The 17,960-nt window shown below is 62.1% G+C and carries 20 protein-coding genes and 1 tRNA gene; 14 read left to right on the forward strand and 7 right to left on the reverse strand.

The window, feature by feature from the left end; all coding sequences use genetic code 11:
• Window positions 1–61: 61 nt before the first annotated feature.
• From L4X63_RS19550 to L4X63_RS19560, 3 genes are all read right to left on the reverse strand, one after another.
• Window positions 62–595 (reverse strand): YMGG-like glycine zipper-containing protein, encoded by a 534-nt coding sequence (locus L4X63_RS19550; protein WP_250680346.1) that lies wholly within the window; start codon window positions 593–595, stop codon window positions 62–64.
• A gap of 3 nt (window positions 596–598) precedes the next feature.
• Window positions 599–922 carry a hypothetical protein gene (locus L4X63_RS19555; RefSeq protein ID WP_250680347.1) on the reverse strand — a complete coding sequence of 108 codons (324 nt, stop codon included), beginning with the start codon at window positions 920–922 and terminating at the stop codon, window positions 599–601.
• 154 nt (window positions 923–1,076) lie between these two features.
• Entirely contained in the window at window positions 1,077–1,607 is a 531-nt protein-coding gene (locus L4X63_RS19560) for a Spy/CpxP family protein refolding chaperone (RefSeq protein ID WP_250680348.1), read from the reverse strand.
• A gap of 248 nt (window positions 1,608–1,855) precedes the next feature.
• Between L4X63_RS19560 and L4X63_RS19565 the strand changes: the two genes are divergently transcribed.
• From L4X63_RS19565 to L4X63_RS19585, 5 genes are all read left to right on the forward strand, one after another.
• Window positions 1,856–2,581: a response regulator gene (locus L4X63_RS19565; RefSeq protein WP_250680349.1), complete on the forward strand. Its 726-nt coding sequence runs from the start codon at window positions 1,856–1,858 to the stop codon at window positions 2,579–2,581.
• Window positions 2,582–2,706: 125 nt separating this feature from the next.
• On the forward strand, window positions 2,707–3,309 hold the full coding sequence (locus L4X63_RS19570; protein WP_502799928.1) for a YceI family protein: 603 nt from the start codon (window positions 2,707–2,709) through the stop codon (window positions 3,307–3,309).
• A gap of 70 nt (window positions 3,310–3,379) precedes the next feature.
• Window positions 3,380–3,583 carry a GSU3473 family protein gene (locus L4X63_RS19575; RefSeq protein WP_250680350.1) on the forward strand — a complete coding sequence of 68 codons (204 nt, stop codon included), beginning with the start codon at window positions 3,380–3,382 and terminating at the stop codon, window positions 3,581–3,583.
• Between the two features lie 83 nt (window positions 3,584–3,666).
• Window positions 3,667–4,002, forward strand: coding sequence for a hypothetical protein (locus tag L4X63_RS19580; RefSeq protein ID WP_250680351.1), 336 nt, complete (start codon window positions 3,667–3,669; stop codon window positions 4,000–4,002).
• Between the two features lie 442 nt (window positions 4,003–4,444).
• Complete coding sequence (locus L4X63_RS19585) at window positions 4,445–5,071, forward strand: acetate uptake transporter (protein WP_250680352.1); 627 nt, start codon at window positions 4,445–4,447, stop codon at window positions 5,069–5,071.
• Window positions 5,072–5,501: 430 nt separating this feature from the next.
• On the opposite strand, the gene L4X63_RS19590 is transcribed toward L4X63_RS19585, so the two are convergent.
• Window positions 5,502–5,963 carry a hypothetical protein gene (locus L4X63_RS19590; RefSeq protein WP_250680353.1) on the reverse strand — a complete coding sequence of 154 codons (462 nt, stop codon included), beginning with the start codon at window positions 5,961–5,963 and terminating at the stop codon, window positions 5,502–5,504.
• A 680-nt stretch (window positions 5,964–6,643) separates the two neighbouring features.
• On the opposite strand from L4X63_RS19590, the gene L4X63_RS19595 reads away from it, so the two are divergent.
• Window positions 6,644–7,945 carry an L-lactate MFS transporter gene (locus tag L4X63_RS19595; RefSeq protein ID WP_250680354.1) on the forward strand — a complete coding sequence of 434 codons (1,302 nt, stop codon included), beginning with the start codon at window positions 6,644–6,646 and terminating at the stop codon, window positions 7,943–7,945.
• A gap of 116 nt (window positions 7,946–8,061) precedes the next feature.
• Complete coding sequence (locus L4X63_RS19600; RefSeq protein WP_250680355.1) at window positions 8,062–9,237, forward strand: pilus assembly protein TadG-related protein; 1,176 nt, start codon at window positions 8,062–8,064, stop codon at window positions 9,235–9,237.
• 104 nt (window positions 9,238–9,341) lie between these two features.
• Here L4X63_RS19600 and L4X63_RS19605 read toward each other — a convergent pair whose 3' ends face one another.
• Window positions 9,342–10,031, reverse strand: a complete 690-nt coding sequence (locus L4X63_RS19605) for a carbonic anhydrase (protein WP_250680356.1) — start codon at window positions 10,029–10,031, stop codon at window positions 9,342–9,344.
• 270 nt (window positions 10,032–10,301) lie between these two features.
• On the opposite strand from L4X63_RS19605, the gene L4X63_RS19610 reads away from it, so the two are divergent.
• The 5 genes from L4X63_RS19610 (at window position 10,302) to L4X63_RS19630 (ending at window position 15,032) form a co-directional block, all read left to right on the forward strand.
• Window positions 10,302–11,510, forward strand: coding sequence for a glycosyltransferase family 9 protein (locus L4X63_RS19610; protein ID WP_250680357.1), 1,209 nt, complete (start codon window positions 10,302–10,304; stop codon window positions 11,508–11,510).
• Window positions 11,511–12,401: a class I SAM-dependent methyltransferase gene (locus L4X63_RS19615; protein WP_250680358.1), complete on the forward strand. Its 891-nt coding sequence runs from the start codon at window positions 11,511–11,513 to the stop codon at window positions 12,399–12,401.
• The gene (locus tag L4X63_RS19620) at window positions 12,398–14,359 is read left to right on the forward strand and encodes a hypothetical protein (protein ID WP_250680359.1); all 1,962 of its coding nucleotides are present in this window, start codon (window positions 12,398–12,400) and stop codon (window positions 14,357–14,359) included. The genes L4X63_RS19615 and L4X63_RS19620 overlap by 4 nt, the downstream gene beginning before the upstream one ends.
• Window positions 14,356–14,793: a DMT family transporter gene (locus L4X63_RS19625; protein WP_250680360.1), complete on the forward strand. Its 438-nt coding sequence runs from the start codon at window positions 14,356–14,358 to the stop codon at window positions 14,791–14,793. Before L4X63_RS19620 ends, L4X63_RS19625 begins: the two co-directional genes overlap by 4 nt.
• A gap of 83 nt (window positions 14,794–14,876) precedes the next feature.
• Window positions 14,877–15,032: a hypothetical protein gene (locus L4X63_RS19630; RefSeq protein WP_250680361.1), complete on the forward strand. Its 156-nt coding sequence runs from the start codon at window positions 14,877–14,879 to the stop codon at window positions 15,030–15,032.
• A 9-nt stretch (window positions 15,033–15,041) separates the two neighbouring features.
• Here L4X63_RS19630 and L4X63_RS19635 read toward each other — a convergent pair whose 3' ends face one another.
• Together L4X63_RS19635 and L4X63_RS19640 are read right to left on the reverse strand one after the other, a co-directional pair.
• Window positions 15,042–15,359 (reverse strand): DUF1634 domain-containing protein, encoded by a 318-nt coding sequence (locus L4X63_RS19635; RefSeq protein WP_250680362.1) that lies wholly within the window; start codon window positions 15,357–15,359, stop codon window positions 15,042–15,044.
• Entirely contained in the window at window positions 15,350–16,189 is an 840-nt protein-coding gene (locus tag L4X63_RS19640; RefSeq protein ID WP_250680363.1) for a sulfite exporter TauE/SafE family protein, read from the reverse strand. Before L4X63_RS19640 ends, L4X63_RS19635 begins: the two co-directional genes overlap by 10 nt.
• Window positions 16,190–16,647: 458 nt before the next feature.
• Between L4X63_RS19640 and L4X63_RS19645 the strand changes: the two genes are divergently transcribed.
• The gene (locus tag L4X63_RS19645; RefSeq protein WP_250680364.1) at window positions 16,648–17,454 is read left to right on the forward strand and encodes a hypothetical protein; all 807 of its coding nucleotides are present in this window, start codon (window positions 16,648–16,650) and stop codon (window positions 17,452–17,454) included.
• 237 nt (window positions 17,455–17,691) lie between these two features.
• Window positions 17,692–17,768, forward strand: a tRNA-Met gene (locus L4X63_RS19650).
• Window positions 17,769–17,960 lie beyond the last annotated feature (192 nt).

Consider the following 17,960-nt stretch of genomic DNA (forward strand, 5'->3'; position numbering starts at 1 on the left):
CCTCCCTCAGCGGGAGGGGGAACGACTTTAGAAGACAACAGGACTGGCCGGCGCCGGGGAGCTAATAAGGAGTGTAATCGGGAGGGACCGGCGGCACGCTCTCCCGGTACGTGGGCGGCGGGGGAGGAGGCGTCGTAGTCCGGCGGGGGCGGTAGGTGTTCCTCACGCCGGGAATCTGGTTCCCCTTGGCGTACATGCATTGCACGTAGCTGTTGTCGTAGCGCCGCTGCGCCTGCTGCCCGTAAACCTGGGCGTTGTCGGAGCCGATCGCGGTACCGGCCAGCAGGCCGCCACCGGCGCCGATGGCGGCACCCGCTCCGGCGTGCCCCGAGGCGGCCCCGAGCAGGGCGCCTACCCCGGCTCCCAGGACGGTTCCGACCGCGGCACCCTGGGTGGCGTTCTGGTTGTAGGTCTGCTGGGCTCCGCCGATCTGGCTATCGGCCCAGTGACGGCAGACGAGGTCGTCGGTCTGGAACTCCTCGAACGTTTTTCCCTGACCCGGAAGGACCATGACGCTCGGACCGGTCGGGAGCGTGGCGCATCCCGCCAGCACCAGCAGGATCAGCAGGGCCGGAATTTTGTGCCGTGCATCCATGACTTATTCCTCCTCGTCGGGCGGGGCCGGCGTCGGCGCCACCCTCATCCAACCCTTCGGGCATTTCTTCACGTACGGATAGTACCCGTTGGGATCGGAGCAGTAGTACCAGTACTGCTGCGGTTCAGGTTGCGGTTGCTGCTGTATGTAAATCGGGGGCTCCTCACGGATGATGACCGGTTCCTGCTGGACTACCACCGGTGGCCCCCACCACCATGGTCCCCACATCGGGCCGAAATAGACCCCTCCGCGGATGTGGGCCTCGCTCGGATGGGCATGGGCCAGCAGGGCTCCTGCCAAAAGACCTATCATGGCGAGTTTTTTCATCTATTCCCTCTCTTAAGCCGGTTGCCAGCGGCTTCCCCGTTTCTTAGAGCGTATAGTCGGCTAACTTAATTTTAACAAAAAATCCGGTGGTCGGGTACTTCTGACGAGGGCCCCGCCTTCCCACCGGCGGTGCCCCCGTTCAAGCCGCCGTTTTCTACATCATCGGACCGTGCTCCTGAAACTCTTTGTTGTGGCGCTGGGCCATCTTGGCCAGGATGGTGTTCAGCTTGGTGTTCTGCTCCGGGGTGAGCAGCGCGCGGAGTTTGGCGACTTCCTGCGACTTCTTCACCGCGAGGTCTGCCTGTGCCTGGGCTACCTTGGCCGACTGGGCCCTGATGGCCGCCTCGTCGGCGTTACCCGACAGGACGAGGTCGCGCATCTTGCCTCTCTCGTCCATCATAGCCTTGAAGAGCGGCTTGTTCTCCTCCCTGCTCGCCTGCATGATCGCTTTGGCCTGGCTCTTCTGCTGGTCGCTCAAACCGAGCTGTTTGGCGATGCGCTTGAAGAACATCTCCCTGCGGTGCCCCTCCTTCCGCCCGTGATGCTGATGGCCATGGCCCGGCTGGGCGACCGTGGTATCCGGGGACTGCGCCGGGGTGGTTTCAGCGAAGGCGAGTTGCCCGCCGAAGGTGGTGGCTGCGGTAAGGAAGGTAATCATGGCAAGAGGTCTCAGATGTTGTCTCATCGTGTTTCTCCTTTGGTTAGTGGTTGCCGTTTCCGGTGTACTTTGCTGTCGATGGGAGAACCTTACCGCTCAAATGTGAATGGAATATGAAAGAACTTAGGAAATAGGAGTGTGCCGGTTGTGACTCTATTTTAAAAATTATCTGATTCCAATTGACCGGTCGTAATGTATACTCTTTGCGTTTGCCGTCTCAGACGGTGTCAGTCATCTTCTGCATCACGAGGTCACGAATCATGGAAAACAACTCTATGCCCAAAATCCTCCTGGTGGATGACATCAAGATGTTCCTGGAAATCCAGAAGAACATGCTCCAGGCTCTTCCGGTGGAGGTCGCGACCGCCACCGGCGGGGAGGAGGCGCTGGGAGTGGTGGATGAGTTCGCCCCCGACCTGATCGTCCTCGATGCCAACATGCCGAAGATGGACGGCGTTGACTGCTGCCGCCTTCTCAAGCAGCACGACCGCCACAGCCGGATCCCGGTGATCATGACCGTCCCCAACTGTTCGGACAACGCAGCGCTCTGCCGCGAGGCCGGGTGCGACGCCATCCTCCGCAAGCCCCTCGACACCGGGATCTTCCTCGATGCCATCACCTGCTTCATCCCGGTGGTGGAACGCCGGGACCGCCGCGTGGAACTGCTGACCCCGGTCCAGGTGACCATGGGCCGGCGGGTGATCTCCGGCGCGTTGCTCGATATCAGCAGGTCCGGCGCCTGCTTCGAACCCGACGAGGTCATTGCGACCGGCACCACGGTAGAGCTCAGCTTCACGCTCCCCGCGGCCGACCGTCCGGTCATCAAGATGCGCGCGAAGGTGGTCCGTAACGGCACCACCGACCTTCCGGGCCAGCTTTCCGGAACTGGGGTTGCCTTCATTGCGGGGGACGGAGCCCCCACCCGGGTTCCCGTAGACTCCGCGATATCCGTCTTCGTCAAAAGCAGGTCCCTCAAGGTCCCGGGATTCCCCAGCTGCTGACCCGGAGGCGCACCGCGGCGATGAGAAGGAGGGCGGGCAGGTCCTCCCGGTAGGTTGATGTTAAATCGTCGGAAGTTGAGGGACGGTGGCCTGCGGGGTATACTTCATCTGAAAGGAGATTCCCAATGAAGAGTTACCTGAAGGCGTTCTTATCTTCTCTCGCGGTCCTCATCACGCTGGCTCCGCTGGTGGCCCAGGCGGGTAGTTGGCAGATCGACCCGGACCACTCCAGTGTCGGCTTCAAGGTTCGCCACATGATGGTCTCCAACGTCAAAGGGGACTTCGGCACCTTCAGCGGGGTGGTCGACATCAACGACCAGGACGTCACCAAGTCCTCGGTTTCGGTCTCCATCGTTACCGCATCCATCAATACCGGCGTAGCCAAGCGCGACGCCCATCTCAAAAGCGCCGATTTCCTCGATGTCGCCAAGTTCCCGGCCATGACCTTCGTCTCCAGCAAAGTGGTCAAGGCGGGGAAGGACAAGCTCAAGGTCTACGGGCTTTTGACTCTCCATGGCATCACCCGCGAAGTGGTGCTCGACGTCGACGGTCCCAGCGGCGTCTCCCGCGACCCGTACGGGAACCTGAGGAGGGGAGCCTCGGCCACCACCAAGATAAACCGCAAGGATTTCGGCCTGGTCTGGAACGCCCTATTGGAGACCGGCGGGGTCGCCGTGGGGGAAGAAGTCCAGATCAGCCTCGAGATCGAGATGATCGCCAAGAAGTAGGCGGCGGTTGCTATGCCCCCGCTTGTTGCTAGACTTTTGCAGTCGGCTATTGAAAGGAAAGGGGGGTGCCATGAAAATTCCGGTGGTCTACAGTGACAACAGTCCGGGATGGGTAAGGCCGGAAGAGCTCCAGCAGTTGATCGACGAGGCCGCCATCGTTTCCTTCCTGCGCAGCGATGGAGAGGCCGTCCAGGTCGGCGTCGACCCGGTCCGGGGGGTGGGAGGGCGCATCTACATGGGGCCCGAACGAAGGGGCAAGGTAGGTTTCTGCTAAACCAAGCGGAAATGGTTATTTGCGGGCCGGCTCTCATCAAGGGCCGGCCCGCCTCGTTTTCATCCCCCCCGAGGAGGCCAGCCATGAACGTGCGACCGTCCCTGCTTCTTGCCCCCCTCGTCCTGTCCCTGCTCGCTCCCGCCACGGCGGGGGCCATTTCCGACTGCGTCTTTGCCGGGGTCAACTTCTCCGACGGCGCGATCTCCTGCCAGTCCGGCCACCAGTTCCGTTGCAGCGATGGAGATTGGGTTTCCCTCGACCTTCCCTGCGAGACCCCTCCTCCGGCCCCTGCCATCGTCAACCCCGCAGAGTGTGTCTGCACCTCCCAGGAAATTACCGGCTGCGACCAAGACGGCCTCGCCTGCTGTGTCTCGCTGGTGGGGGGAGACTGCAGCAAGCACTGCTGCCCCACCCAGTAAAGAGGATCGCCCCCATTCCCTGCCGGAGCGCCAAGGTTGATAGCCCCGGAGAAAACGGCTCCCGCGGCATTTTCACATTTGCGAAAGCGGCCAGGCCATTCGCACATTTGCAAATGGCCGCCCGTGCCCCTCTCTCGATTCCGCAATTAGCTAATTTTGAATCACTTTCCTTGTTTCCCCCGGGCAAGAGGAGCACGTGGGCCTTTTGCAATGTTGCGAAAATCCCCGGCTGCCGTTTAGTCCCTCCTCAATCGACCCCTTCCGTAACATGCCGTCAATAAAGAGAAAATCCGTGAATACGGAAAACTATAACATTGGTATGTTCGTTGCTATAGGTATCGTGTGGACGGCTTGCGCTCACGGGTCTCAACCAGGGCGCCAGCGGCACATTACATGCGTTGAAGTCGGAATCGACATCCACATAAAACGAGGAGGTAGTGAAATGAGTGACGTGAAATTGGGGAATCCCGCGGTTGTTGGCCTTGCTGGCTTCGGTATGACGACTTTCGTGCTGCAGTGCCACAATCTCGGGTGGTGCGGTATCGCTCCCGTTCTTTGGCTTGGCCTCTGCTTCGGTGGCACCGCACAGCTCATCGCCGGCCTGATGGAGTTCAAAACCGGCAACAACTTCGGCTTCTGCGCATTCACCGGCTACGGGGCCTTCTGGATCTCCCTCTGCCTGATGATTATCTTCGGGAAGAACGCCGACCTCGTGAAGGCCTACCCGACCCTGGCCTTCTCGGCCAATGACCTGGGCTTCTACCTGGTGGCCTGGACCATCTTCACCTTCATCCTCTTCATCGCCTCCATGAAGCACCACGCAACCCTGGCCTTCATCTTCCTGACCCTGCTCCTCGGCTTCATCGGCCTCGACCTGAAAGAGCTCGCCGGCAGCGCCCTGGCCGGGACCTTCGCCGCCTACGACCTGCTCCTCTGCGCATTCTCCGCCCTCTACCTGATGGCCGTCGCCGTCTACGCCGAGTCCGGCATCAAGCTTCCGGTGGGTGAAGCCTGGATCAAGGACAAGCAGGAGAAGGAAGTCATGGCTGCCAGCAAGGTAACCGCGTAACCGGCTCCTCCGAAGCCGTCCTGAAACGGCACCGGAACGACCCAGCAAACAGAAAGGGCCATGGCAATCGCCATGGCCCTTTCTGTATTTTAGATGCGAGGTGGTGCTTAGCTTGGTTTCTCTCGCTATGGAGAGGGTTCATCGGGAGGTTTCGGGGAGGCTCAAAGTCCCCCTTTGCAAAAGGGGGATTTAGGGGGATTTTCCTGCTGCCAACGTCATAAATCCCCCCTGTCCCCCCTTTTTCAAAGGGGGGGACCTGCTATCCCCAATATTTCCCGATGAACCTTTGACAAGGGGGGGGGACCTGTTTTCCGGCGGTTAGAAGATGCACGGGCTGGCCTGACAATAGCTAGTGCTGGCCTAACAAAAGCTCGTGGACCTGATAAAAGCTCGCGGCCTGATGACGGTTCGCCGGGGCCGAAGGGGGCGGCTACCAGAGGTAGGGGGATTTGTTGTCGAAGTGGCGCCGGTTGAAGTAGAGGACCAGGTTCAGGATCAGGAACAGCACCGCCATGCAGAAAGCGTAGAGGCGGTACTCGTAATCGGGGACAGTGGACCCGGTGGCGGTGACCACCTGCTGGACGGGGAGATGCACGAGGTTGGCGATCTCGCTCAGACACTGCACGGAGTTGTAGGCGATCAGCAGCCAGAGGGTGATCCGCTGCCGCTTGAGGATCCCGATCATGAGATAGACAAGAGCTATGCTGGCGGCGAAGATCGACGATTCGCTGGCATCCCCCGAGTAGAGCTTGCCCATGAAGGGGAAGGGGTCGCCAAGGTGGGAAAGGGTGATGAGGAGATACAGGAGGTAAACCCCCACCAGCGGGGTGAGTACCAGGGATCCTCTCTTCTCGTCGGGCGCTACCATGGTCCTGTGATCCGTCTCTTTCAAGGAGTCTCTCCTTTGCCTGCCAGGCAGGCTCCACACGTCACCGAAAATGCGCTGCCGTCAACGGAGCTTGCTCCTCATGCGGAGAAGTCTCTCGTATCCGGGAGTTCACAGGAATAAACCTGCGTTATATTAACAGAAGGGCGAATGGCGTGCAAGAAACATTCGGCACTACCGTACGGCAGCCGGCAGCAAAACTTTAATAGGGATGATTGCCATGGCCTCCCGGGGAGAGGCGGAAGAGGCGATCCGGCCGCTTCGCGTTCGATCGTTCGTTCGATTTTTTTGGCGGTAAGGGGGCGTAACTGCGAAAGAAAGAGCCCGGCCGGAACGGGACTCGGCGGGCGGAGCCGCCAGAGGAGCGAGGGGCGATTTTCGGATGTGCAAATGTGCGGGAGCCTTTTGCAATCGTGCGAAAGTTAGCTTCCTTTCCATTAGCCAACACCAAGATGTTGATTTTACAACGCTTACCGCCGCCCCCTTCTCTCCGGCTTCTCCAAACAGGTTTTGCACCCATGCGAAAACGGTACCAGCCGCAAAACGGGGGGTGAGACTCTCTATTTTTAATAACCATAGGAATTATTGAGGTTTTTGCCGGAAAATAAAAAAGCTAGAACGTTGGTATGCAAGTTGCTAACGGTTTAGGTCAGGCGTCATCAAATCCATGGTGGAGGTATAAAGGCATGTCACAAACGTCATCTAGCAAGGGCTGGCAGGTAGTAATGGCCGGAACGGGAATCAACTTGGCGCTCGGGGTACTGTATGCCTGGAGTATCTTCAAGGGTGCCATCCAAGCCTCCATCAAGGCTGGAGGACCTGACGCCTTCCAGTGGAGCGCTGCCTCGGTGAACGATCCGTATGCGCTTTGCTGCCTCTTCTTCGCTTTCTCCATGATCATTGCCGGCAAGTGCCAGGACAAGATCGGCCCTGCCCGTACCGCCCTCATCGGCGGCCTCCTGGTGGGCGGCGGCTTCACCCTGATGGGATCCTCCAATAGCTACGCCGCCTGGGTCACCGGTTTCGGCGTGCTGGCTGGCTCCGGCTTCGGCTTCGGCTACTCCGCCGCCACCCCGCCGGCCCTCAAGTGGTTCTCTTCCAAGAAGACCGGCCTCATCGCCGGGATCGTGGTAGCCGGCTTCGGTCTGGCCCCGGTTTACATCGCGCCGCTCTCCAGCTACCTGCTCGGCATCTACGGGATCCAGAAGTCCATGTACTTCCTGGGCGCCGGCTTCGCGGTCATCGTCTGCGGCCTCTCCTTCCTGCTGGCGAACCCGCCCAAAGGGTACGTTCCGGTCGAGCCGGCCGCCAAGGGCGACGCCCTGGTCAAGAAGGCTGCCGGTCCCGACGCCGGGGTTGCCGAGATGCTCCGCTCCGGCAAGTTCTACCTCCTTTGGATCAACTTCTTCATCGGCGCCGGCGCAGGCCTCATGGTCATCGGCTCCGTGGCCGGCCTGGCCAAGCATTCCATGGGCTCCATGGCCTTCGTGGCCGTCGCCATCATGGCCGTCGGCAACGCCTCCGGCCGCGTGGTCGCCGGTGTGCTCTCCGACAAGATCGGCCGCCGCGCCACCCTGACCATCATGCTCTCCTTCCAGGCCATCCTGATGTTCGCCGCGATTCCCGTGGTGGCCTCCAACTCGGCCGTGCTGCTGGTGCTGCTCGCCTCCTTCATCGGCTTCAACTACGGCTCCAACCTGACCCTCTTCCCCTCCTTCGCGAAAGACTACTGGGGGTTCAGGAACTACGGCCTCAACTACGGCACCCTGTTCACCGCCTGGGGCGTCGGCGGCCTGGTCATGGGGCGCGTCTCCGAGATGCTCAACGCCCAGCCGGGCGGCCTGAACAAGTCCTTCATCCTGGCTGGTGCCTGCCTGGCCACCGGCACCATCCTCACCTTCTTCCTGCGCGAGAAGAAAGCCGTGTCCGTCGAGGTTCCCTCGGTGGTGGGCGAGAAGGTCGCCGTCAAGATCGGTACCTCTGCCTAATCCGCAGTGGTTCGGTAAATACACAAAGAGGGTCATGCGTTTATGCATGGCCCTTTTTTTACTGTTAATGGTAGTATGTCGCACCCCGCAGGAGATCCTTCCGGAGAGGAGAGGCAGTGGATAACGAACCCAGTTGGGATACCACGTACGTCAGCATCATGCTGGTGGTCTTTATCGTGGTGGCCGGCCTGGCCATCGACATCGGGTACATGTACGTAAGCGAGGAGGACCTGCTGGCCACCGCGGAGAACTCGGCGCTGGCCGGGGCGGAAGCCTTGAAGCACCGGGTCCTCGCCCAGGCGCAGCAGGCTCCGGATCAGCTTACCGCCGCCACCGGCGACCTGGTGCAGGCTTCGGCCCGCAACGCCGTGGTGGAAACCGTCTCCGGCAAGAACAAGGCTTCGGCCCTCATGGAAGTGGCCAACGCCAACACCAATGCCCTGACCGCCGACAACGACATCACGGTCGGCAACTATAACCAGACGGGCCGTACCTACACCCCCGGCGCCGCGCCGGTCAACGCCGTCCAGGTGAGGACCAAGCGGACCGCCGAGAGCGCCTCGGTCGGGCTCGGCACGCTGGGGAGCTTCCTGGCCAAGGCGACCGGCACCGAGAGCTTCGGCTCCACCCCGGTGGCGGTGGCGGCCCTTCCCATCGGAACCCGCTCCAACCTGGCCTTCTGCGAGAAGGCCTGCGAGCCCGCCTGCAGCTGGCCGAAGATCTGCAACGTCGCCGAGCGGCACATGACCCCCGCCTGGCCGGACGCCAGCGCGCCGCAGGGTAACGACCGCTACCTCTTCACCTCGCTGCTTCGCCCGGTCGGCATCACCAACACCATCTCGGACCTCGTCTGCCAGGAATCCCCCCAACAGGAAGTCTGCGGCTCCCCGATCTACGTCGCGGCGGGCTCGGGCACGGCCCAGGACATATTGCGCGACATCAAGGCGAAGATGTACGACCCGAAGGCCGACAGCGGCAACAAGGAGTACGACCGCAACGGAAAACTGGTGGGATGGTGGATGGTAGCGCCGGTGACCGATTGCACGGCGGCGAAGGCGGGGGACATCTTCGAGCCCCGCACGGTGACCCGTTACGCACTGGTGAGAGTCAGCCGGATCTGCGTGAGCGGCCCGGCCGGCTGCGGCGCCCAGGCGACCCAGTCGGTCTCCCCGGCGGCGGCGTGCCACCCGGGGGAGCAGGGGCTCTACATCGACCGGATTTCCTGCGTCGGGTGCGCCGAGAAGGAGAAGGTGCTCTTCCCCGGCCTGCACCCGGTGCTGGTCGGGCAGTAAGGGAGCGAGGAGCAACCTCGCGCGCTATTTGAAATGAAAAAAGGCGGCCGTGGGGCCGCCCTTTTTTTTGATTCTTTGCCGGAATCACTCGGTTCTTTATGCGGTTATTCGAGGATGGTCACTTTGCCGTCGTCGAGGTCGTACTTGGCGGCCACGATTTTGATCTGACCTTCCTTGAGCTCGTGGGCGAGCACCTTGGAGCGCTTGGTGAGCGCCGCCTTTACCGCCTTGGCGTTCAGGTCCACCGCACACTCGACGATCTCCTCGGCCGGTTTCCCCTTGCAGAGCTTCTTCGCCTTCTTGGCGGAAGGCTGGATCTCCTTCACGATGGAGCCGAGGTTCCCTTCCGGCTTCCCTTTGGCGTTGACGGTGGCGGTCACCGCGCCGCAGCGTTCGTGGCCGAGCACCATGATGAGCGGCGAGCCGAGGTGCTCGGCGGCGTACTCGATGCTCCCCAACACGACCGGATCGGCGACGTTGCCGGCCACGCGGACCACGAAGACCTCACCGAGGGTCTGGTCGAAGATCAGCTCGGGCGGGACGCGGGAGTCGGAGCAGGAGAGGATGATGGCGTAGGGGTGCTGGCTGGTGGCGAGCTTGGCGCGGGCCGAGGCGTCCGAGGCGCTGCAGGCACCCATCTGGCTCGCCACGTAGCGGCCGTTGCCGTCCATCAGCTTCTGCAGCGCCTGGTCCGGCGTCATCCCGCCGCTGTCGGCCGCAAGCGCGATCCCCACCGTGGCGGCGATCCCCGCAGCCAGCATGACCAATCTTCCCGCTAAGGTGCTTCTTTTCATGGTACGTCCTCCTTTTGATTGAAATCCGGGAGCTCCCCGGAAAAGGGGCCCGCGGCGGCAATGCCGTCAGGCCCCGATAGCATCGAGACGGGGTATCTTTTACATGAAAAATCAAATTATTCCAAGCTAATATCTTTTCGTCCCCGGCGGCTCTGGTATCCGCTCCCTCCCCGGCCTCCGGCGCCCTGCTTACTTCTAATAATCGTTGGATTTCCGGGAGACAATCTGGTAATTTTGTCGGCGCGATTCAACTAGCCCCGGGGAGAGTGTATGCGGACAGGATTCATGCGGAAGATCGATTATCATATCGGCATTCCGGTCTGTTCCTTTTTCTCCTTACTTCACTCCCTTTCCCGCCGTTTTCTGCGCAAGGACCGCTCGGTTCACAATCCCCGGAAGATCCTCTTCATAAAACTCTTCGGGATGGGGACGGTCGTCCTGTCCACCCCCGCCTTGCAACGGTGCCGGGAGCAGTATCCCGACGCGGAGCTCTTCTTCCTCTCCTTCACCGAGACCAAGGGGGTCTTCGATCTCCTTCCGCTGACCCGCTCCCTCAAGCTGATCCTGATCCGGACCTCGAGTCTCGCGGCCTTCGCGGCGGACACCTTCCGGGTCCTGCTGAGGCTTCGCAAGGAGCGCTTCGACGTGGTGGTCGACCTCGAGTTCTTCTCCCGTTTCACCTCGGTGATCTCCTTTCTGAGCCGCGCCCGCAACCGGATCGGCTTCTACAACCATTACATCGAGGGGCTCTACCGGGGCGACTTCCTGACCCACAAGGTCTTCTACAACCACTACCAGCACACCGCACTCTCCTATCTCGACATGGTCGATACCATGAGGCTCGGCGGCGTGCTCCCGTACAACAAGACCCAGAACCACGAGCTTCCGCGGCTGGCGGAGCTCGGGATCGCATTCGAGCCCTCCGCCGAAGAGGGGAGGGCGCTTGCCGCGCGCTTCGGGCTGGGGGACGAGCCGCTGGTCCTCCTGAATCCCAACATCAGCGAGGGGTTCATCGACCTCAGGAGATGGCCGCTCGACCACTTCGCCGAGCTCGCCCGCACGGTTCTGCGCGAGATCCCCGGCGTCCGGATCGGCATCATCGGTGCCTCGGGCGACCTCGCCGTGGCGGAAGATCTCGAGGCGAGGATCGGTGACAGCCGGGTGATCAACTTCGCGGGGGCGACTTCGCTCAGGGAGCTTTGCGTTCTTTTCGGGCTCTCGCGCTGCCTGGTCACCAACGACAGCGGCCCTGCCCATCTGGCGGCCCTGACCTCCACCCACGTGATCACCCTCTTCGGTCCCGACACCCCGATGCTCTTCGGCTCGCTGGCCAAGCGCGCCTCGAACATCTTCCTGGGGCTCGGGTGCAGCCCCTGCGGCTCCATCTACAACGGCAAGCGGACCGTCTGCCGCGACAACCAGTGCATGAAACAGATCACCCCCGAGATGGTCTTCGGCGAGTTGCGGAGGGAGTGGTAGATGCGGTGTCCCCTTTGCCTGACCGGCGAGGCGCAGGAAATGTGGCCGGTCCGGGAGAATCCGGACTTCCGGGTCCAGCGCTGCGGGCACTGCGGCGGGCGATTCCTCTTCCCCCAGCCAACCGCCGAATTCCTCAGCGAGCTCTACTCCCGCAGCTACTACGATGCCTGGGGATTGCAGGAGGAGGACGGCCGGGTGCGGGAGATGAAGGTCTCCACCTTCGCCCTCAGGCTTGAGCTCATCAAGCGCTACAAGCGGCAGGGGAAGGTCCTCGACGTCGGCTGCGCCACCGGATTCTTCCTGGAAGAGGCCGCCCGCCAGGGCTTCTCCCCCTACGGAGTCGAGTTCTCCCCGTACTCCTCCCGCATCGCGGCCGAAAAGTTCGGCGAAGAGGCGGTCTTCCAGGGGGTGCTCGAGGATGCCCCCTTCGCCCCGGCGAGCTTCGACGTCATCGCCATGTCCGATCTCCTCGAACACGTCCGCGACCCCGGCTCCGTGCTGGCGAAGACCCGGGAGCTCCTCAAGGAGGACGGGGTGGTGATGGTGATGACACCCGACACCTCCTCGCTCACCCACCGCGTGATGGGGAGCCGGTGGGTCCATTACAAGATCGAGCACCTCTTCTACTTCGATCCGCGGTCGCTGGAAATGCTGGCCAAGCGCCACGGTTTCCGGGTGCTCCACCGCGAGGCGGCGCGGAAGACCCTCACCGCCGACTATTTCTACCACCAGTTCGAGCGCTACCCCCACTGGCTGTTAACCCCGGTCTGCCGGGCCCTCCACCGCCTCCTCCCGAAGAGGATCCGGCAGGGCAACTTCCGGATCACCATCGGCGAGATGGTGGTCCTGCTCGAGAAGATACCCCTCCCCGAAGGAGCTTCGCTGTCATGAACAACCAACCTAACCCCGGTCCCGAAGAGAAACTGGTCCTGGGACACGTCGCCGTGCTGATTGCCGGTCTGCTGGCCGGCCTGCTGGCGGTCTATTTCTTCAACGGCATCGCCTTCGATTTCTCCGCCGAACTGGCCCGCGCTCGGCAGCTCGGGATCGTCAGCAAGACCATCCTCATGCAGTACGGGAAGGGGAGGGACGTCCTCAACTACCTCGCCATGGTCGGCTTCCCGATCTCCCTGGGAGTCCTCTCCTGGTTCGCTTGGACGCTCCTCGGCCACCGGCGGCAGGCGCTCCAGGAGGCCTTCGCCGCCGAGCCGCCGCTACCCGGCGAGAAGGTGGCCCGGTGGGCCCTGGCGGTAGCGGCAATCGCCTACCTCGTCCTCTCCTTCAACGTGAATCTCTTCCACGTCCAGGCCTACAACAGCTACGTCGGCGCCTGGCCCTTCCTCGGGGAGGAGGGGGAAAACCTCGCCTGGGCCCAGGCGCTCATGAACGGCGCCACCTACGGCAAGGATTTCCACTGCCTCTACGGCCCGATGCTGATCTGTCCGCTCGCCTGGTTCATGCGGGCCTTCGGCACCACCGTGGTGGCCGCGCGCGAGTACGGGTACCTGCTGAACCTGGCCGCCTACGGCATCGTGCTCGCCTTCCTCTACCGCTCGCTCAAGACCACGGCCGGCTTCCTGATCGCTGCTGCCTGCTATTTCCTGATCTTCAAGCCGGAAACCCTGCTCGCTCCCAACGAGACCTACCTCCGGGTGGCGCTCGGGCTGGTGCCGATCCTGCTGGTGGCGCTCAGGAAAACGCCTGCGCCGTGGCGGATGCTGGTCGCCGGGGTGGTGCTCGGGCAATCGATTCTCTTCAGCCAGGAGGTCGGGATCTGCTCGCTGATCACCGTGCTGGTCCTCCTCGCGGTGCAGAAAAAGCCCGGGCAAAGCGGCGGGTTCCCGAAGGACGCCGGCCTCGTGGTGGGGGGGGCGCTCGTCTCCATGCTTCCCCTTTTGAGCTACTTCGCCTCGCACGGGGCGTTGAAGGCCTTTTTCGACAACCTGCTGGTACACCCCCGCCTGCTCGGGCTGGGCTTCACCGCGCTGGTCTTCCCGGACTTCAGGACCTTCCTGTCGGCACCCTTTTCGGGCGAGGCGATCTACCACTACTGGGTCATCTTCCTCTACATCGGTGCCGCGCTCTACCTGGTCCCGCTGCTCATCCTGGGGAGGAGGGACCGGGATATCCTGCTGAGGAGCGCGCTGCTCCTCTTCGGCGGCATCCTCTACCGCGCAGCGCTGGCCAGATCCGACGCCTACCACGTCCAGTTCGTCGCTCCCCCGGCCTTCCTGCTCGCCTTTCTCTTCGTGGAGGACGCCCTGCGTCTGGTGGCGAGGGAGAAATCCACCGCCCTGCTGAACGTCCGGCTGGCGATGGCGACCCTCATCATTGCCAGCATCTGCCTTCTGGCCGCCAATAGCGTTTACGTGAGCCCCGCGCGGGTGGCACTCGGGGAGGTGAAGTCGCTGACCGGCAAACTGACCCTGCACTCGACGGGGGTGGCGGTGCCGGACCTTCCCCGCGGTGGTATCGACTTCGACCCCAGAACCGCAGCCAGCGTGCGGACCATCGGATCCTTCCTCGACCGCACCACCCGTCCCGGCGAGAACGTCTTCTTCTTTCCCAACGAGGCCGCCTACTATTTCCTCTTCAACCGCAACAACCCGACCCGCTACGTGATCTCCTACTTCGCGGTGACCGCGGAGCAGCGCCGTGAGCTGATCGCCGACCTGGAGCGCAAGCGCCCCCAATACGCGGTATTCAGCCGCAACACCTGGCGGGTCGACAACATCCCGGAGAACATCCAGGTCCCCGAGGTGTGCGATTACCTTACCGCCAACTATGTTCCGGTCGCGGATGCCGGTGACGTGGTGTTTCTCAAGCGGAAAGAGAAGGTGACCCCGTGACCAATCTGCTCTGGGTGGCCCTGATGTTCTGCGGCGGGGCTGCCATCGCGGTGCAGCCCTCCATCAATGCGCGCCTGGCCCAGAAGGTTGGGGTGATCGAAAGCGCCTGCATCTCCTTTGCGGTGGGAACGCTGGTGCTCTTCTTGGTGCTGGCGGTGCAGGGGAAGGTGAGTGTGAAGGGAATGGGGGATACCGTGTGGTGGGAGTGGACGGGGGGAGCGCTCGGCGCCTTCTTCGTCTCCATGGCGCTCTTCCTGGTTCCCCGGATCGGCACCACGGCGGCCATGGCGGTCACCATCGCCGCCCAGCTGACCGCCGGGATCATCCTGGACCACTATGGAGCCTTCGGCCTGAGGCACATCCCGCTGGACGGCAAGCGGGTAATCGGGAGCCTTCTCCTCTTCGCCGGCGCCGCCCTCATCGCCCGCCGCTAGCCGGGGACTGGCTCCGGAAGGTGCCTGTCTCCTTGCCGGATCTTAAGTGAATGAAATAATAGTCGAAAATAGAGGGAGAGAGTATGTGGTGGCTTAGACTGGTGGCGATCGTGGCCATCCTGTTGGCGGGGATCTACCTGATCGCCTTTCTGGAAGAGAAGCTGGTGAGCGGCCCGCGCAGGCGGATGCTGGAGAAAAAGGCGCGCGAGAAGCTCAAGGGAAACGGCAAGAAGGAGTAGGCGGTAGTGTTACCCGGCCCGGCCGAGAATGATCCCCGCCGCCAGTGCGGCGAGCACCACCAGGGAGAAGAGGGCGTAGTGCCATTCCCGGTCCCTCAGGAAGATGACGAAGGCCGCCAGCACCCGCAGGATCGGGGTCCCGAGCAGCACCAGCAGCCCGGCGGTGATCATCTTGGTGGCGAACGGCTCGTGGATGGCCATCCCCGCAATCCCTCCCGCCAGCAGGAAGGCCGCAACGATGGAGCCGATCCGCAAGAGCCTCGCCAGCACCAGCTCGATCGCCTCGTGGCGGCTCACCTCTTCATGCCCGTGTTCGCTTACCACCACTTCACCCCCCGGTAGATCATTTCGATAGCGGTATAGATTATCAGCGGGAGGAAGAGGACCCTGACGCGGGAGGCCTTCATCCGTACCATGAGCCGCGCCCCCAGCACCGCCCCCAGCAAGACCCCGAGCACCACCGGCCCGGCGATCAGCGGCTTCACGTCGCCGCGGGCGAAGTAGACCACCGCGCCCGAGGCAGCCGTCACCCCGATCATGAAATTGGAGGTGGCCGTGGAGGCCTTGAACGGCATCTTCATCACCTGGTCCATGGCCGGCACCTTGAACATCCCCGCGCCGATCCCCAAGAGCCCGGCGGCGGCCCCGGAGAAGTACATGAGGATCAAGCCCGGCACCGTCCCGGTCACCTGGTATTCCACCCGGTGGCCGAGCGCCTTGTCGAAGTAGGAGCCGGTCAGCTTGAGCTTGGTGGAGATATGGTCCGGGGTGACTCCGATGGGGAGCTCGTGCTTTCTCGCCTTGAACATGTTGTAGGCGGAGTAGGAGAGGAGGACCCCGAAGAGGATGAACAGCATCCGCTGGTTGATGATCCCCGCGATGAGCGCCCCGGAAAGCGCCCCCAGCGAGGTCCCCATCTCCAGCCAGATGGCCACCCGCGTGTTGGTCAGCCGGTCCCTCAAAAAGGCGACCGCCGCTCCGGTCGAGGTGGCGATGATCGAAACGGTGGAAGCCGCCACCGCGTCCCGTACGCCGACGCCGAACCCGAGAGTGAGGGCCGGGACGATGATGATCCCCCCTCCCAGCCCCAGGATGGCACCGATTACCCCCGCCCCCAGTCCCACCAGAAACATCTCGAAGACTTGCCAACTCGCCACTGAACCCGCCCGTCACCACCAAGATTTTCCAACCGCGCCAATCTACGCGATGGCGGAGTTGCTTGCAAATTAAAAAAAATTATAATTAGCCTGCCTAAGCCCCTGTTTCGCCGTAAGAAATTCTCCCGCCAACCTGCACAAAGAATAGGCTTGGCTGCCTTTATTTTAGGTTTTCTAACGGTGGGGGCGCCAAGGTGCCGGCGGCAACTTCAGTGATGGCAACGGTTTTACCGTCTATCGGCCGGATGGCACACCTTCTGCTTAGGTAGGGAAGCGATCTGAGAGCACAAGGCAGTGAGACAGGTCGGTCCGTGATAGTCGCAGGCAAATTCTCCGCCGATGGAGAGATTGTCTCTTTTCGATCAAAGTCTTGAAAGGGGGGAAGTTCAGCCGGTGAAGGCTGTTTCGATGCAGGCAGTACTGATTGAACTTATCACTAAATTACAAAGGAGTAAGAAATGAAAAAGCTTTCCAAGGTTCTCACACTGGCAATGGCGCTGACTCTCGGAGCAACCGGTGTCGCGATGGCGACTCCGTCGACCCAGATCTGGATCCCGTCCACCGACGTCCAGGCCTTCGGCACCTTCCACCTCGGCATCGACAACTACCTGAGGGCTTCCGGCGTCGGCAGGGCCTCCGGCGACCCGACTCACCGCGACGCCAACGTGTACGATATCGGCCCGGTCGCCGGTTTCCTCCCCTTCGAGAAGCTCCAGGGCGAGATCGGCTTCGACTACCTCTCCACCGGCACCGAGCCTAACGATAACCATCCGTGGAGTGCGAACATCAAGATCGGCACCCCCGAAGACTCCCTCTTCAAGAACTCCCCGGCCCTCGCCGTCGGCGGTTACAACCTCGGACCCTCCCTCTCCAAATCCGTCGCTCCCGGCGTAGTCTCCGGTCAGAACATCCTCTACGGCCTGGCTGCCAAGACCCTCCCTGCCTTCGGATCCATCCCCTCCCTGGGCCGTCTGTCGGTCGGCTACTATGGCGGCGCCGAGAGGGCGCTCATCGGAACCGACGGCAGCACCCAAAACCACGGCCTGCTCGCCTCCTGGGACCGTTCCATGGCGGAGATCTCCGACAAGCTCTGGATGGGCGTCGACTACCAGGGTGGCAAGAACGTGGACAGCGCCGTGAACTTCGGTGCCTCCTGGAACTTCGCCAAGAACGTCTCCGTCATCTTCGGCTATGACGTCTACCTGTACAAGTCCCTGGCCGGCAACAACACCTTCACCACCCAGCTCGACATCAACTTCCCGTAACCGGTCAGGCTTCCGCCTGGCGACCCGGCAGCACACTGTGAGTGAAAGCCGCACCCCGTCTCCTGGGGGTGCGGCTTTTATTTTGGGATAGCTCACCCCCTCCCCTTGAGGGAGGGGGCAAGGGGGTGGGGGAAGCTTCCACGAAGTGACAACGTAGACCAAAGGAGATTTTTATCCCGACTCCTGTAAAAAACCTTGACCGGCCTCGCCCGCTATGTTAGAAAAGGTGACTCATGACGCGGGGTGGAGCAGTCTGGTAGCTCGTCGGGCTCATAACCCGAAGGTCACAGGTTCAAATCCTGTCCCCGCAACCAAATAATCAAAGGCACCCGGTTTCGACCAGGTGCCTTTTTCAGTTTTGCGCCTTGTCTCACCACACCCTCATCCATCCTTTCTAGCCCACATCCGTCTCTTTCCCTCGTCTTGCCTAGACATTTTGCAACTTTGCAAGCCTGACCCGAACCTCTTCCCAGATATTCTTACTTGGGCGACCCTGGTGCGACTAG

Source organism: Geomonas sp. Red32, from assembly GCF_023652955.1.
Classification (GTDB): domain Bacteria; phylum Desulfobacterota; class Desulfuromonadia; order Geobacterales; family Geobacteraceae; genus Geomonas.